Origin of the sequence: Sorangium sp. So ce145, assembly GCF_051525985.1 — a bacterium.
GTDB classification, from domain to species: domain Bacteria; phylum Myxococcota_A; class Polyangia; order Polyangiales; family Polyangiaceae; genus Sorangium; species Sorangium cellulosum_B.
The window spans coordinates 12,676,478-12,691,515 of record NZ_CP150315.1 but is presented as its reverse complement, the minus strand read 5'-3'; the positions used below and the strand labels follow the sequence as shown (position 1 = coordinate 12,691,515).

Here is a 15,038-nt window from a genome sequence, read left to right as displayed (position 1 = left end):
AAGCACTGACCGTGCCATCCGGACGACCCCTAGGCAGCACCCCGAATTGCGGCCATGCGTCAGGGACATCCCCTACGGGTTTCGTTTTTGAAACGCCACGGTCTCAGCATTGAACGATTGTAAGGGTTCTTTTCTTACCACCACATTTCGCTCCGGACGTAACAATTCCAGTCAGTCCAGGCTCTTTTTGCTGTTGTCGCAAGTTTTGCTGCGTTCCGTGGTCGAGCGCTGTACCTCTCTTTCAGGAGAACAACATGCGACTTGCTCTTCCCCTGTCAGCGGTCACAGCGATGTCTCTCGCGCTCGCCGCCTGCGGCGACGACGACGAGATCTCACCGTTGGGAGCGGCGTCCAGCGCAGGCGGCCAGGGCGGCGACGGCGGCGAGGGCATCGCGCCGGACGGGAAGGCGGACGGCGAGGCCTGCGCGGTCAACGAGGATTGCCTCGGCGGGCTCTGCTTGACCGAGGAGGACTTCGGCTGGGCGGGCGGCTACTGCACGAGGCTCTGCGACACGGCGCTCTTGCCGTGCGGTGAGGGCTCCGAGTGCCTGCCACAGGGCAGCTTCTCGCTCTGTCTCAAGTCCTGTGAAGAGACGTCCGACTGCGGGAGGGCGGGGCATACGTGCGTCGACGTGACCGACGACGGGTGGACGATGTGCTTTGGCGGCTGCGACGACGACGCGCAGTGCAAGGGCGCCTGCGACGAGGACTCCGCGTTCTGCGTCTCGTCGGGTGAGATCTGCGACAGCGCCGAGGACGAGGACAAGGACGGCCTGCAGGACTGCGAGGAGCGCGACTGCTCGACGAAGGCAGCGTGCGTCGAGAGCGTCGCCGCGGCGTGCGCGGAGGCCACCGACGTCTCGGAGGGCGGGAGGTTCACCGGCACGACGGAGGCCGGCACCAACCTGTTCGCCGCGCTCTGCCCTGGTATCCCCACGTCCGTCACGGGCACGGGCATGCGAGAGCGGGTGTTCGGGTTCGTCGCGCCGGCGAAGGGCGCAGTCCAGATCGCCGCGACGGCGACGGCGCCGGAGGGCGACTTCGACTGGTACATCCGGGAGAGCTGCGACGACGAGGCGACGCTGCTCGGCTGCGTCCCTGCGTTCGGACCGGAAGACGCCCCGCTGGAGCTGCTCACCGAGCCCGGTCAGACCTATTTCATCTTCATCGAGGGCAAGAACGGGATGGACGCGTCGTATACGCTCGACGTGTCCTTCGCGGAGGAGATCTGCGGGGACGGAGCGCGCGTCGGCGCGGAGGAGTGCGACGACGGAGACGCCGTGGATGACAACGTGTGCAGCGGCGAGTGCAAGGTGAACCTGGAGCCGCTGTGCGCGGCCACGGCGACGCTCACGGAGGCAACGACGGTGGGCGACACCTCCGAGGGCACGCAGGGCGTCACGGCGTCGTGCGGCGGCGAAGGCGGGGAGCTCGTGTACCGGTATACCCCGGAGGCGAGCGGCAACCTGACGATCACCGCGACGCCGGAGCGCCACGCCGATGTCGTCCTCTACGCGCGCAGCGACTGTGCAGACCCGAGCAGCGAGCTCTCCTGCGTGGATGATCCCTTCGACTCCGGGCAGCCCGAGTCGATCACGGTGACGGCGACTGCAGGCCAGCCGATCGACATCTTCGTCGACAGCTACAACGCCGCCTCCTCGGGGCCGTTCACGCTGACCATCACCCCGGCGGAGTGACCTGAAAACGCGGACCGGCCGTCCAGGAGGCTCCGCCTCCGGACAGCCGGGAGATCGCGCTGGCGCGGAGCTCGCTACCGCAGCGGGAGCGCGGCCTCCTGGCCCTTCATGCTGGGCAGGTCGATCACCTGGAGATCCGCCGTCGTGACCTCGCCCGCCTTCACGTGCACGCCGGTCCCGATGCTCGTCGACTCGACGTTGATGATGTAGCCGCCGGTCGGGAGCCCGGACGCGCGGAACGAGCCGTCCTCCGCGGTGACGGGGTAGAACATGCCGATCGCGCCGTCGTCCCCGATCTGGGTGGCCATCATGAGGCGAGCCCCCGGGAGCGGCTTGCCGGCCACGGTGACGCGGCCGCGGATCTCCCCGGTGCCCCGGGGCGCAAAGGCGATGTCGTGCTGCGTGGTCTTCCCGTCCTCGATGCCGACCGCCGCGAGCATCACCTCCTCGCCTCGCCGCATCATGACGCGGAGCTCGCCGGGCGGGACCTGGTCGAAGTGGAAGGTGCCGTCCTCGTCGCTCACCGTGTTCACGAAGCCGATCGGGCGGTGCATGAGCGTGAGCCGGGCGCCGGCGACGGGCTTGCCCTCGGCGTCTCGCGCCACGCCGGAGAGGCTGCCGCCGGGCGACATCACGAGCTTCACCGGCTTCAGGCCGTCGCAGCCCGCGACCTCGATCTCGGTCGAGCTCACGGCGTTGCTGCCGTCATAGCCGCGGACGACGATCGTGCCCTTCGGCACGTGCGGCAGGCTGAAGGAGCCGTCGTCCTCGGTCTGCGCCTGCGCGGCGGCCTCCATGGACAGGCTGCTCAGCTCGCCGACGGCGAAGAGCGACTCGGCGTCGACGTACACCCCGGGCAGCGGAGCGCCGGACGAGTCCACCGCCTGCCCGGTCAAGGTACATCCCTTCGAGAGGGTCAGATCCATCTTCTCGACGTCTCCGGCGCGCACATTGATGTTCGTGGAGAACGCGGGCGCGAACTCCGCCGCCGTCGCCCTGACGACGACGTCCCACGAGGGCAGCTGATCGACGCGGAACGAGCCGTCCGGGCTCTCGAACGTGCGAGAGAACAGGGGCGGCGTCGCCGGCGTCTCCGCCGTCACGGCCGAGAGGATGTCGATCGAGAAGCGGCGCACGGGCTCGCCCCGCTCGTCCAGCACGCGCCCCTCGATGACGCCGCTCTTCGGCAGCACGAGGCTCACCGCCTCGCCGGGGCGCGCCGTGATCGACGTGGTCCCGTATCCATCGACGCTCGCGCTCAGCTGATAGGTGCCGTCCGGGAGCGTGAGCTCGAACCGCCCCCCATCGTCGCTCTTCACGGAGCCCGCGGTCGAGAGCACGTTGCCGGCGACCTCGAAGGTCATGGCGACGACGGTCGCGCCGGCGAGGGTGTTCCCGTCCGTGCCATAGACGAGGCCGCTGATCGCGGGCCGCGCCTCCTCCTTCGCCGCCGGCGCCGGGCCGCGAACGAGCGCCCTGTTGCGGTAACGGACGTGCTTCTCGGCCCCGGCGGCCGGGCCTTTCGCCCCGGCGGTCTGCTCGTCCCCGGAGCGGAAGGCGAGGAAGAGGGCGACGCCGGCGAGGGCGGCCAGGAGCAAGCCGGCGGCGATCCACAGGGGCCGGCGCGAGGGGTTCCGTTGCGACGAACTCGGTTGCATCATTGTTCCTCCAGACAAGTTGACCTGGCTAGAGCCCTCGAGTCGGGAGCTCGGCAGAGGCGGAGAAGAGAAAGGGGCCGCCGGCGTTCCGCCGGCGCCCCCTCCTCAATCCGCACGACGCGATCGACGAGCGCCTCCCCGACCTGCCCGGGGCCGTTACTATGGGCTTTCTGCAGGGAGGCTCTCGCCGATCGGTCGGACGCCGGGCGCCGTCTCAGAGCCCAGTGAAGACCGGTCTCAAAGGCACGCCGTCAGTAGCAGTGCGGGGCGAACGTGACCGGCGTGGGCATCGACAGCGCGGAATAGAACTGGATCGTGGACTTGATCGTGCCGGTGTAGTCGTCCTCCATCCCCACGAAGTTGCAGATGGGCGCCTTCTGGAGCCGCGAGGTGATGCCGGAGCTGGGCGGGAACGACACGGTGCTGGGCGGGATCGGCACGGTGGGCAGGAGCGAGATGCTCCCGTCCGTGAAGTAGAAGGAGTTCCAGTCGCAGTCGTTGTTCCCGATCGTCGTCTGCTGGCGAAGGAAGATGTTGGCGGCCACCGCGGCGCCCGGGCCCGCCACGACGCCCCACTTGCCCACGTAGCCGCACTCATCGTTCCACAGGGTGCCCGCCTGCTCGGCCAGCTGGAAGACGGTCTGACCTACCGGCACCTTCCTCAGGCCGGTCTTCATGGACACGTCGTAGAAACAGTCGTTCCGGATGGCCATGGCGCTGCCCGAGATCGACGTGATGGTTGCGAAAGCGAGCACCCAACGAGCAAAATTCTTCATGAGAAATACCTCCGAGGAATCGAATCTGTGGTGAAGTTTGATGCAGATACCTATCCAGATCGTCACCCAAGGGATGCAATCCCCCGGGGCCTGCGCCAGGAGAGCGGTGCCCAGACGGGAGCGACGCACGTCGTCGTCGTCCCGTCACGGTCACGCTCCCGGAGGAACCCGCCCCGAGGTCATGACGCGAACAACAGGAGACTATTCTCCCCGCGGTCTCACGCAAGCACTTTTGACTGGCATCTTTCCGGTCAAAAACAGGACGGAGTTAGAACCAGGGAGAATACCGGCACTCCTCGACAAAGAACTCATGTCCTCTGCCTTGAACGCACCCCGCGGGCTCCTACATCCAGCCGAAGTATCACGCACCCGCGCCGAGAGAGGCGGTGTACGGCGGCGCCGCGAGGCGCGGCCGAGGGCGGGAATCGCCGGGCGACGCCAGGGCGGGCGCGCGGGCGCGGCACAAGGCAGCTCCGTGCCGCCCCCGGCGCTCGATCTACCTACCTACCTACCTAGCTACCGAAGACACCCCGCGAAGGTGCTTGTGGGTATGGCCCCCGCATGCGGCTCCGATGAGCACCGCGGAGCCACACCGCGCGGCGGCGCGACGGAGCGCGGCAGTCTCGCGATGATGGGATATCGAGACATCGAGTCGCCGCGCGGCGGCGGGTGCGTCCCGGCCTCCCGGCGGCGCGCGGCGGCGCGCGGCGCTGGACGCGCGGCGGCGAACACGCCCCGTCCCGGCCGGACGGGGCCAACGGTGATCCCGGACGTCCGGCGGCGTCCGCGCTCGTCAGCGGAGCGTGACGGCCAGCCGGTACTCGAAGAGGGCCGCGGTGCCCGAGGCGCCGGACGCGGCGCGGACGCGGAGGAAGTACCGCCCCGCCGGTAGCGCATGAGCCCCGGGGTGGCGCGGGGCGTCCCCGGTGCCGTCGAGGATCGAGCAGTTGCCCCGGCCGCCGTCGTCGTCGTCCGCGATGAGCGAGCCCCCGGCGTCGAACAGCGACAGCCGGCTGTCGATGTCGAGCGACTCGCACGCCTCCTCGCCGCCCTCGATGATCTCCGCGCGGATCGACCGGCCCTCCGGGACATCCACGGCGTAGAAGTCGAAATCGTCGGTCGCCCGCGCGCCGGCGATGAACCCATCGGAGCCGGCGAATCCGCTCGCGGTGGCGATGGTGCCATTCGGCTCCTCCTCGGCGCCCGCTGGCGCGAGGATCTTGGCCTGGAGGAGGTAGAGCGGAAATTCCGCGCCGCCCTCGCGCGCCGCGACCTCGACGTCGTGGTCGCCGGAAGGCAACGCCACGACGAGCGCCGAGCATCCGCCGATGCCCCCCGCGTACGCGGTGTCGGAGAGCCCCTCGTCCGTCGCGACCGTCCCGCCTGCCGCGTCGAGCACGCGGAGCGTCGTGAGGAGGCCTCCCTCGCAGCCCGCCGCGGTGCCGTCGAAGACCTCGAGGCGCACGACCGAGGCGGCAGGCAAGCTCAGGCGGAACACGTCCCTGTCGCCGCCCGCGGCGAGGCTCGCCGCGAGGAGCGCGTCGCCCGAGATCACGAGATCGCTCGCCCCGGCCTGCGCGGGGGTGTCGTTCGGCTCGATCTCGGCGGTCACCGCCTCGAGCTGGCAGGCGGAGCTGCACCCGTCTCCGCCCGCGGCATTGCCGTCGTCGCACCCCTCCGGCGCGTCGAGCAGGCCGTCGCCGCAGACCGGGAGCCTCTCGCAGCGGGCGCTGCACCCCGCGCCGCCGTCGCACTCCTCCGCGCCCTCCCTCACGCCGTCGCCGCACGAGGCGTCGAGCGAGACCCGCAGCGTGTAGCGGGCCCCCGGCTGCTCCGGGAAGCCGCTGACCCGGACATGGTATGTCCCGGGACCCAGGCGGCGCGCCGCGGCCCCGCCGGGGCTCCTCGAGTCGATGAGCGAGCAGGCGCCGATCCCGCCGTCGTCGTCGGAGGCGAGCACGGTCGCCCCGTCCGGCGAGAGGAGGGAGAGGACCGTGTCGACGCCCTCGGCGCACCGCGCGGGGCCGCTCGAGTCGAAGGTCTCGAGCCGGAGATCGGAGACGCTCGTGAGCTGCAGGGCGAAGAGATCGACATCGCTGTCCGGCTCGATCGCGCCGGACACGAGCGCTCCCGGCGCCACAGCGCCGTTCGCCTCGGCCTCGGCAGGGGTCGAGTTGGGCTCGATCTCGGCGATCGCGCCCTCGATCCGACATGCGGCGTCGCAGCCATCCCCGCCTCCGGTGTTGCCGTCATCGCAGACCTCGGGCTCGTCGACGAAGCCATCTCCGCACACCGGGACGCGCTGGCACGTCGCCCCGCACGCGGCGCCGCCGTCGCACTCCTCCAGGCCCTCGACCGCGCCGTCGCCGCAGACGGCCGTCGTCCGCGCGCGCACCGTATATCCAGCGATGGAGTCTCCTCCATAGTCCTGGACCCGCACGTAATAGCGGACGTAATCGACGCCCGGCGCGGTGACGGCGGCGCGGATACGGGAGCACCTGGCTTCGCCGCCGTCGTTGTCCTCGGCGATCACGGCGCCGTCGGGCCCGAGGAGCCGCACCACGGTGTCGACGCCGCGGCACGAGGTCGGACCGGTCGCATCGAATGTCTCCACCTCCAGCTCGGCCAGGCCGGGGACGTCTATGGCGAAGAAGTCGACCTCTCCCGGCGGAGAGATCGACGCGGTGAACAGCGCCCCCGCCGCGGTCGCCCGACCCGCGGTGGCCTGGCCTCGCGCGTCGTTCGGCTCGATCTCCGGGAGGGTCCCCTCGAGCTGGCACGCGGCGCTGCAGCCATCTCCGCCCTCGGTCCCGCCGTCGTCGCACGCCTCGCCGCCATCGATGGCTCCGTCGCCGCACACCGCGATCCGCGCGCACGCCGAGGAACACCGCTCCCCGCCGTCGCACGCCTCGCCCTCCTCGATCACCCCGTTGCCGCAGAGCGAGGTGAAGGCGATGAGGAGGTCGTACCCGGGGATGGAGGCGTCGTTGTTGAACTCCTCGACGGTCACATAATACGTGCCCGGCTGGAGCCGTGTCGCCCTGTCGTCGACGCTCGAGTCGATGAGCGAGCACGCCTCGAGGCCGCTGTCGTCGTCGCTCGCCAGCACCGTCGCGCCGTCCACGTCGAGCAGCTGGAGGAAGGTGTCGACGCCCTCGGCGCACTCGTCCAGCCGCCCGGGGCTGAACGTCGCGAGCTGGACGTCCGCGAGGCTCGGCACCTCGAAGGCGAAGACGTCGATATCGCCGAGGGGCTCGATCGCCGCCGAGACGAGCACGTTCGGCCGGAGCGCGGCGCGCCCTCCCGCCTCCGCCGCGGTGCTGTTCGGCTCGACCTCGGGGGTGCGGAGCTCCAGCTCGCACGCCGCGCTGCAGCCGTCACCGCCGGTCGTGTCGCCGTCGTCGCAGAGCTCCGGATCCTCCAGCACGCCGTCGCCGCACACCGAGGTATCCAGCGTGAGGGAGAGCGTGTAGTCGAACGTCGCGGGCTCCGCTCCAGGGGAGATCTGCACGCGGACGAAATACTCGCCAGGGCTCAGCTTGCGCAGCGCCAGGAAAGAACAGGTATCGTCGTCGGCGACATCGTCGTTGTCCTCGATGCTCGCCAGGCTCGCGTCGAAGATCGTCACATGGGTATCGACGCCGAGCGAGCTGCACGTCGTGCCCAGCGGGCCATCGAGCGTCTCTGCCTTGATGCGCCCTACCGACCCCTCGGGGACGGTCACCGAGAACACGTCCACGTCGGATTCGGGGTCGATGAACGCGCGGATCCGACCGCCGGGCGCGATGGCGAAGGCGTCGTTGGCCGAGGCGAATCCGTCGTTCGGCTCGACCTCACAGCCGGGCTCGACCTGGCACGCGCGCGAGCAGCAATCGCCGTCCTTGTCGCCGCCGTCGTCGCAGGTCTCCGCGCCGCCCAGCGCCCCGTCGCCGCACCCGCTCGTACACACGCTCGGCGCCCCGGCGCACGCGAACCCAGGCTCGATCGCGCAACCCGGATCGCACCCGTCGCCGGCCGTCCGATTCCCATCGTCGCACACCTCGGCAGGAGCGCTGATCGCGCCATCGCCGCACACCGCGCCGGCCGCGCCGCCCTGCCCACCGCTGCCGCCTTCTCCGCCGTTACCGCTCTCTCCGCCGCTGCCGCCTTCTCCGCCGCCGCCGCCCTCTCCGCCGCTACCCCCTTCTCCGCCGCTGCCGCCCTCTCCGCCATTGCCCCCGACCGCGGGCACATCGATCTTGCTGCGGTCGGCTGAGACGAGCAGCTCGCACCCGCTCAGGGCGATCAGCGCCAGACCGAGGAACCATGGGAGAGCGGTCCTGGGGGAGAAAATCATGGATTCTGAGGCCTCTGCTCGGCAGCGTCGCGAGGATCACGGCGATCGCGGCATTCGTGGCGATCACCGCGGGCGCGCCGCGGGCTGGCCACGACGGCGGGGGCGGCAGCAGACCGATGCTCCGCGGCTGCGTCAAGAGATGACGACAGCGCCGCGCGCTCAGTACGTCACGACGATCGCCTTGCGGAGGTACTCTTCGCTCTCCAGCTGGGAGAGCATGAAATACGCCAGATCCTCGCGCGAGATCGCGGGGCCGCCAAAGAGGTAGCCCTCCGGCGGCGAGGGGTCGACTTCGGCGCGGCACTCCTTGGTGAGCCGCCCGTCGGTGAGCTTGGGGACGCGCACGACGGTCCAGTCCACATCGCTCCGGCGGAGGGCCTCTTCCATGCGCAGCATGTCGGAATACCTGTTGCGGAGCATCGGCTTGACCAGGAGCCGGAACCAGAGCGCAGGCTGCTGCTCCTCGCCGATGCCCGCGGCGGTGACGGCGATCAGGCGGCGGACGCCGTGCTCCTTCATCGCGCGCAGGACGTGGATGATGCCGTCGGAGTAGACGCGCGTCGGGCCCAGGCCGCGCGACCCCAGGGCCGAGAGGACGGCGTCGTGGCCGGACACGGCGCGCGACACCTGCTCGGCATCCATGATGTCGCCGCGGAGCGCGCGCAGCCGCTCATGGTGCGGGACAGGGATGGTGGCGGGCGTGCGCGCGAATGCCGAGACCTCGTGTCCAGCCTCCAGCGCCTGACGGATCAACGCGGCGCCCGTGCCGCCGGTCGCCCCCAAGATCAGCAGCCTGCTCATGTGCCGCCAGCCTACCCGGTCCGCCGCAGCAGGTACAGTTTGCGCGCGAGGGCCTGCTCCATCGAGATCCGCTGGAGATCCGGGCGAGCGGGGCCCCGCCCTTCAGGCGCCGAGCCGCAGCCACGCGGCCACGCCGAGATGATCCGAGCCGGAGAAAGGCGCCCGCTCGCAGCGCGTGATCGCCCACCCCTCGCCCGGTTGAACGAAGACATAATCGATGCGGCGCAGCGGCAGGCCCGCGGGCCAGGTGCCGCCCGCCTTGCCGGGGTGCGCCTGCGTCCAGGCGTCGAGCCAGGAGCCGTTTCCGGCGCTCGCCTGGAGATAACAGACCGCCTCCTCGCTGGGGAGCGCGTTGAAGTCGCCCATCAGCACGGCGCCGTGGCTCCCCGACTTCTGGCGCTCGCGCGCGGCGAAGCTCACGAGTTCGCGCACGGTGCGCGCCCGCGCGCGCTTCGACAGCGAGAGGTGCGTGACGAGCACGTCGACCACCGCGCCGGCGTGCCGGATCGCGGCGCGCAGGACGACGCGCTGGCTGTCGCGCTCGAACGGGTCGTCGCGATCGAGCGTGAGCGCCTCCACGGAGTGATCGAGCACCTCGATGTCCTCCCGGCAGAGCAGCGCTACCCCCTCGCACTCGCCGCTCGCGGCGACCCTGCCCGGCGCGAACCAGGCCCGGTATCCGCCGGCGAGCCGCGAGAGCTCCCCGGCCTGGCCGAGGTCGCCGCTCGCCGCCGGCGCGTGCACCTCCTGGAGCCCGAGGAGGCAAGGGCGCAGATCGCCGATGAGCCTGGCAAGCATCGCCCGGCGCCGCTCCCAGAGGGCGACTCCCCCCCAGATGTTCTGCGTCAGGACGACGAGATCGCGATCGTGGCTCAAATGCCTCCTCCTCGGGCGTCAGTCCGGGGATGTCTTAACCAGCTTGTCGAGGAGGCTCAAGGCCCCGTGAGCGAGCCAGTCGGCGGCCTTGCCCGGGAGCGACCGCGCCGCGAGCGCGCCCCGGGTCACCGGCCGCGAGTCTGCCCTGTCCCGCGAGAACATGTCCGCCACCTGCGCGACGAACGCCGGATCGAACACGAAGAGGTTCACCTCGTTGACGGCGCTCAGGCTGCTCGGGTTCGCGTTGAACGTGCCTATCGTGCACCAGTCGCCGTCGACCAGCGCGAACTTCGAGTGCAGGACGTCCCGCTGGTACTCGAAGATCGTGAAGCCGCGATCGAGCCACGCGGCGTGCTCGGCGCGCGCGGCGCGCTTGATGATCGGCAGATCGGTCTCGCCGGGGAGGATGATCTGGACGTCGACGCCGCGCGCGGCCGCGTCGACGAGATCCTTGAGCATCCCGGCGGGCGGGAAGAAATAGGCGTTCTCGATCCAGACGCGCTCCCGCGCTCGCCGGATCGCCTCGCGGTAGCGGGCATAGACGCGCGCGTTGTCGTCCGGCGTGTCCGCGACGAGCTCGAGATCCGGGTACTTGCGCCCCGTCGCGTAGTCGCGCACCCCCTCGGATCCGCCGTCGGCCTCGCGCCAGCGCCGCTCGAAGAGGAAGGCGAAATCTTCGACGCAGGGGCCCTCGAGGCGCAGACAGACGTCGTGCCACCCCTTGCCCCCGCGCCGCTCCGGGAGCCACTCGTCTCCCCACGCGGCGCCGCCGGTGTAGGCCTGATCGTCGATCACGATGACGCGCGAGTGATCCCGCGGCAGGAGCCCGCCGTGGCCGAGCCCGGGCGCCATGGGGCGGTAGGCGCGGACCTCGATGTCGCGGCGCCGGAGCGCGTCGAAGAACGGGGCGTCGGTCTCGTGCGAGCCGAGCGGATCGTAGAGGAGCCGCGCGCGCACCCCGCGCGCCGCGGCCCGCCCCATGACGTCGGCGAACGCGCTCCCGAGCAGGTCGTCGCGGTAGATGTACGTCTCGATGTCGACGCGCCGCTCTGCGCGCTCGACGTCGCGGAAGATCGAGCCCAGCACCGCCTCCATGCCGGGCAGGAGGGTGAGCGCGTGCTGCGCCGTCAGGATGGGGCCGATCGGCTTCGACGCGCCGCCGCCGGAGCGGCCCGCGGGCGGATCACCCGGCAAGGGCGGGCTGCGTCCGTCGCCGACGGGGCTCAGCAACCGGCGGTCACGGGAGCTCATCGCCGAAGTGTGGAGGATGCGCGGGGGAAGACGAGCGCTACGCGGCCCGCCGGCGCTGCGCCGCGCGCGGGCGGGCGCGTTCGCTCACTTGAGGGAGAGCGGGCCCTCGCCGGGCTGGGCGCCGCCCTTCATCTCGTGCGAGTTGGGATCGTACTTCGAGGTGCACTTGGCCATCACGAGGCTCGCCTCGAAGTCGCCGCCCTGCGAGAGCGTGCCCTCGACGGTCACCTGGACGCCGCCGCTCGGGACGTCGCGGAAGGTGTCGGGGATGACGCACTGGGCGTAGCGCACGGGCAGCGGCGCCTGCGTGCCGTGGATCTGGAAGCGGTACTCGCAGGGCGAATCGCGCTTGACCAGCGTGCCGGGCACGAGCTCGCCCTCGACCCGGACCTTGCGGCCGGCGAGCTTGTCCTTCGACGCGAGCAGCTGATCGACGGGCGTCGCGTAGACGGCCGCTTCCTTGAAGCCGACGAGGAACAGGGCGACGAGCGCGCCCACCATGACGAGCAGCGTCGCCAGCAGGCCGAGGCTGCGCGACGGGCGCGCCTTCGGGGCCGGGCTCGCCGCGGCTGGCTTCACCACCGCGGGCGTATCCTGCTGCTCTGCGAGAGACAGCGCCTGGGCCAACTCGTCGTCCAGTTTCTTGCTCATCGTGGGTCCTTCACGCACAGGCTAGCCCGCGCCCCGCGGACGGTCGAGCACCACCTGCACGGCCTCGGGCCCGCCCGGCGGCGTCCTCCCGTTTGGGCGCTGCGGCGGACAGCCCGGCCGGAGATCTCCCTCGCGAGCGGACCCGACGAACCCGCGCGCCCGCTCGCGGAGGGTCGACGCGCCGGCCGTGTCGCCGCTCGGAGGCGAGGCGCAGAAGAGCACGCGGAGGCCCTCATGGGCTGCTCACGACCGCCTCGATGGCGGGGAGAAACACGGCGTGAGGGAACGCCGCGCGGAACCGCCCGGCTCGCGCGCGGGCGTCGGCGCGCCGCCCGGCCTGGACGAGGGCCTGGATGGCCAGCGCCTCGCGCAGCTGGGCTCTCGGGCTGCGCGGGTAACTCCGCTCGTGCGAAGCCAGCACGTCGAGCGCCTCTGTCGCCTTCCCTTCGCTGAGCGCAATTCCGGCGCTGCTGAGCAACGCGCTCTCCTCGGTCGTGTCGCGCTCGCTGGGCGGAGCCGCCTTGCGGGAGGGGGCGCGTGACGGCCCTGCTGCCGCGATCTCGACAGCCGCCGGGGATCCAGCGCTCCCGACGGTCGCGGCCACGGCGCGCCCGTCCGCGGCGCCCACGCCGCGCCCGGCCCCATCGCGATCGCGCTCTGCTGGCTCGGGCGCGGCGCGCTCGGCTCGCCCGGGCGCGGCGCCGTCGGCCTCGGCGCGGACGGGCGCGGCGCCGTCGGCCTCGGCGCGGACAGGCACCACCGGCGCCGCAGCAGGCGGCGGGAGCATGGCATAGACCAGGCCGGCGCCCGCCCCGACGCCCCAGAGGAACAGCGCCGCCCCCGCCTTGATGAGCCTGGCTCGCGCGATCGTGACGACCGGCGGCGTGCGCTTCTCCCCGGTGGCACCGGCGGCCTCCACCGCGTCCCCGGGGCGGCGCCGGTGGGACGACGTAGCGCCTGCATCGGGCCGTGTTGCAGGGGCGCCAGCGAGGCTGTCCGCGCCGCGGGCCAGCCCTCCTGTCGAAGCGAGCGACCGCTGGAGCCGCGCCCAGAGCGGCCCGGCGACGTCCCGCGAGAGACCGAGCCGTACCCCGCCTGCGTCGAGCAGCAGGGGTCTGTCGGCCAGGGCGAACGGCGCCAGGGCGAAGCGCAGGCGGCGAAGGCCGAGCGCGTCCGGGTCCCGCGCGGAGAGTCGTTTGACCGCGGCCGTGAACTCGCTGCGAGCGCGTCTCAGCCGATCCCATGCGGTGTTCACGGGGATCCGGAGGGCCTGCGCGATGTCGCGCATGTCGCTTCCCTCGAGGTCGTAGAGCACGAACACCGCTCGTCGTTCCCTCTCGATGCGCTGGATGAGCTCGCGGACGATACGCTGGGTCTCGGCCTGTGCGACCCGGCGCTCCGCGTCGAGCCCGGGGTCCGCGAGCTCGATGGGCTCGCCAGCGTCGAGCGCGAGCAGCTCCCGCTGGTTCCGGGCGAGCTGCAGGTGGCGAAGGGCGACATGCGCGCTGATTCCCGCGACCCACGATTTGAGCGACAGGCGAGGATCCTGGTCCTTGAGGCGGCGGTGAACGACGAGAAACACCTCGTGAGCGACATCGTGGAGATCCCGAGATGCGACGCCGACCCGCCAGAGCACCGCGAGGACGTACGGGAGCAAGGTCTGGTAGACCTCCTCGAACGAGGGGTGCGGGGACGAACCGGTGGCGGGCGCAGGATCCCTATGGGGTCCGGCAGCGGGTGCTGGGTCGGGTGCAGGCGTCCTCTCCGGGGCGGGTGCAGGCGCCGCCTCCGGGGCGGGTGCAGGCGCAAGCGCCGGGTCGGGCGCAGGAGGGGGCGCTGGGCGTGCTCGGGACTCTTTCATGGCTAGGTAGTCCGGCGACGCCGCCCGGCTCGTTGCGAAATCGTACACGGGCTTGGTGCGACCGGCCGAGCGGGTGCCGAGCGGAGGCCTCACCCCGGCAGCAGCGTCACCGAACGGCCGCCTCACCGAACGGCCGCCTCGGTGAGGCGAGTCTTTCAGCCAGCGCCCTCCTGGCGCGACGCAACCGGCTGGCGGCGGAATTGGGGTTCATGCGGCGCCTTCGTGCCCAGGCGACGAGGCTCAGGGGCCCGGCCCCTGCGAGGAGGACCTCGCGATAGCCGGCAGGGAGCGCGACGATCTCGCGGAGCGCGGCGCGGGCGAGGAGCGCTCCCTCGATCTCCACAGGCGCCTGGCCGGCGGGCGAGAGGGGCGCGTCGAGCAGGATCTCGCAGCGGATGCAGGCGCTGTCCCGGCAATGGGACACCTGGCGCCAGACGATGCCGTGCAACCACCCGCGCAGCGCCGCGCGCGGGTGCCGTCGCGGGTCCGGGCGGTACCTCCGCGCCCGGATGGCTTCCCAGGCGCCGAGGAGCACCATCTGGAGGAGATCCTCCAAGTCGCGAGCGGGAACGTGGAGGGCGCGGAGCAGGGGGGCGACGAACCGCCGCTCGGCCCAGAGGGCCTCGATCGAGGGCGAGACCGCCGGGTGGAGCGCCTCATTCGGCGCGCTGCGCGCGCGGCGGCGCGTCCGGGATCCCGGCGCATCGGCGGACGGGCGGCAGGCCTCCCGCCGGGGAGGGATGGGCAACGAGGTCTTCATGGGAGCGGTGTCCGGGACTGCCCCGCTCCTCGTTGCACAATCGACCGGTCCGCCTAACCGTGGGGCGCCAGAGCGCTCGTTCTGGCGGCAGGCGGGGAACCGGCGCACGACGGCGACAGCTCGGGCCCTCATGAAGAGCGACGCGGGCTGTCCCCCCGGGCGAAAGATGAGAAAAGGTCCGCGCTCTTCGTAATGCGATCGAATGGGGGTGGTGTGCGCCGGGGTTGGTCTGGCGGCGCCCTTGGGTCCTCTGGTAACGTGGCCGCACTTACCGCGGCGCGCCGTCAACAGCGCCGCAGAGCATTGGGGAGCGGCGATGGCGGCGCGGGCGCGACGTTGGCAGCGTGAGATCGTGGCGGTTTGCTGTGCGA

At 71.6% G+C, this 15,038-nt stretch carries 10 protein-coding genes; 1 reads left to right on the top strand and 9 read right to left on the bottom strand.

Features of this window, described 5'->3' with window-relative positions; translation table 11 throughout:
- Window positions 1-254: 254 nt before the first annotated feature.
- The gene (locus WMF34_RS47280) at window positions 255-1,697 is read left to right on the top strand and encodes a hypothetical protein (protein ID WP_437991938.1); all 1,443 of its coding nucleotides are present in this window, start codon (window positions 255-257) and stop codon (window positions 1,695-1,697) included.
- Window positions 1,698-1,771: 74 nt separating this feature from the next.
- Here WMF34_RS47280 and WMF34_RS47275 read toward each other — a convergent pair whose 3' ends face one another.
- The 9 genes from WMF34_RS47275 to WMF34_RS47235 all read right to left on the bottom strand — a co-directional run bounded on the left by WMF34_RS47275 (window position 1,772) and on the right by WMF34_RS47235 (window position 14,667).
- Complete coding sequence (locus tag WMF34_RS47275) at window positions 1,772-3,358, bottom strand: MSCRAMM family protein (RefSeq protein WP_437991937.1); 1,587 nt, start codon at window positions 3,356-3,358, stop codon at window positions 1,772-1,774.
- Between the two features lie 248 nt (window positions 3,359-3,606).
- Entirely contained in the window at window positions 3,607-4,110 is a 504-nt protein-coding gene (locus tag WMF34_RS47270; protein WP_437991936.1) for a hypothetical protein, read from the bottom strand.
- Between the two features lie 814 nt (window positions 4,111-4,924).
- Window positions 4,925-8,467, bottom strand: a complete 3,543-nt coding sequence (locus tag WMF34_RS47265; RefSeq protein ID WP_437991935.1) for a DVUA0089 family protein — start codon at window positions 8,465-8,467, stop codon at window positions 4,925-4,927.
- Window positions 8,468-8,626: 159 nt separating this feature from the next.
- Complete coding sequence (locus WMF34_RS47260) at window positions 8,627-9,268, bottom strand: NAD(P)-dependent oxidoreductase (RefSeq protein ID WP_437991934.1); 642 nt, start codon at window positions 9,266-9,268, stop codon at window positions 8,627-8,629.
- Window positions 9,269-9,370: 102 nt separating this feature from the next.
- Complete coding sequence (locus tag WMF34_RS47255) at window positions 9,371-10,144, bottom strand: endonuclease/exonuclease/phosphatase family protein (RefSeq protein ID WP_044967507.1); 774 nt, start codon at window positions 10,142-10,144, stop codon at window positions 9,371-9,373.
- An 18-nt stretch (window positions 10,145-10,162) separates the two neighbouring features.
- Window positions 10,163-11,395: a phospholipase D-like domain-containing protein gene (locus WMF34_RS47250; RefSeq protein WP_437991933.1), complete on the bottom strand. Its 1,233-nt coding sequence runs from the start codon at window positions 11,393-11,395 to the stop codon at window positions 10,163-10,165.
- Window positions 11,396-11,479: 84 nt separating this feature from the next.
- The gene (locus tag WMF34_RS47245) at window positions 11,480-12,046 is read right to left on the bottom strand and encodes a cytochrome c maturation protein CcmE (RefSeq protein WP_437906291.1); all 567 of its coding nucleotides are present in this window, start codon (window positions 12,044-12,046) and stop codon (window positions 11,480-11,482) included.
- A 232-nt stretch (window positions 12,047-12,278) separates the two neighbouring features.
- The gene (locus tag WMF34_RS47240; RefSeq protein ID WP_437991932.1) at window positions 12,279-14,000 is read right to left on the bottom strand and encodes a sigma-70 family RNA polymerase sigma factor; all 1,722 of its coding nucleotides are present in this window, start codon (window positions 13,998-14,000) and stop codon (window positions 12,279-12,281) included.
- A 13-nt stretch (window positions 14,001-14,013) separates the two neighbouring features.
- Window positions 14,014-14,667, bottom strand: coding sequence for a sigma-70 family RNA polymerase sigma factor (locus WMF34_RS47235; protein WP_437991931.1), 654 nt, complete (start codon window positions 14,665-14,667; stop codon window positions 14,014-14,016).
- Between the last annotated feature and the right edge of the window lie 371 nt (window positions 14,668-15,038).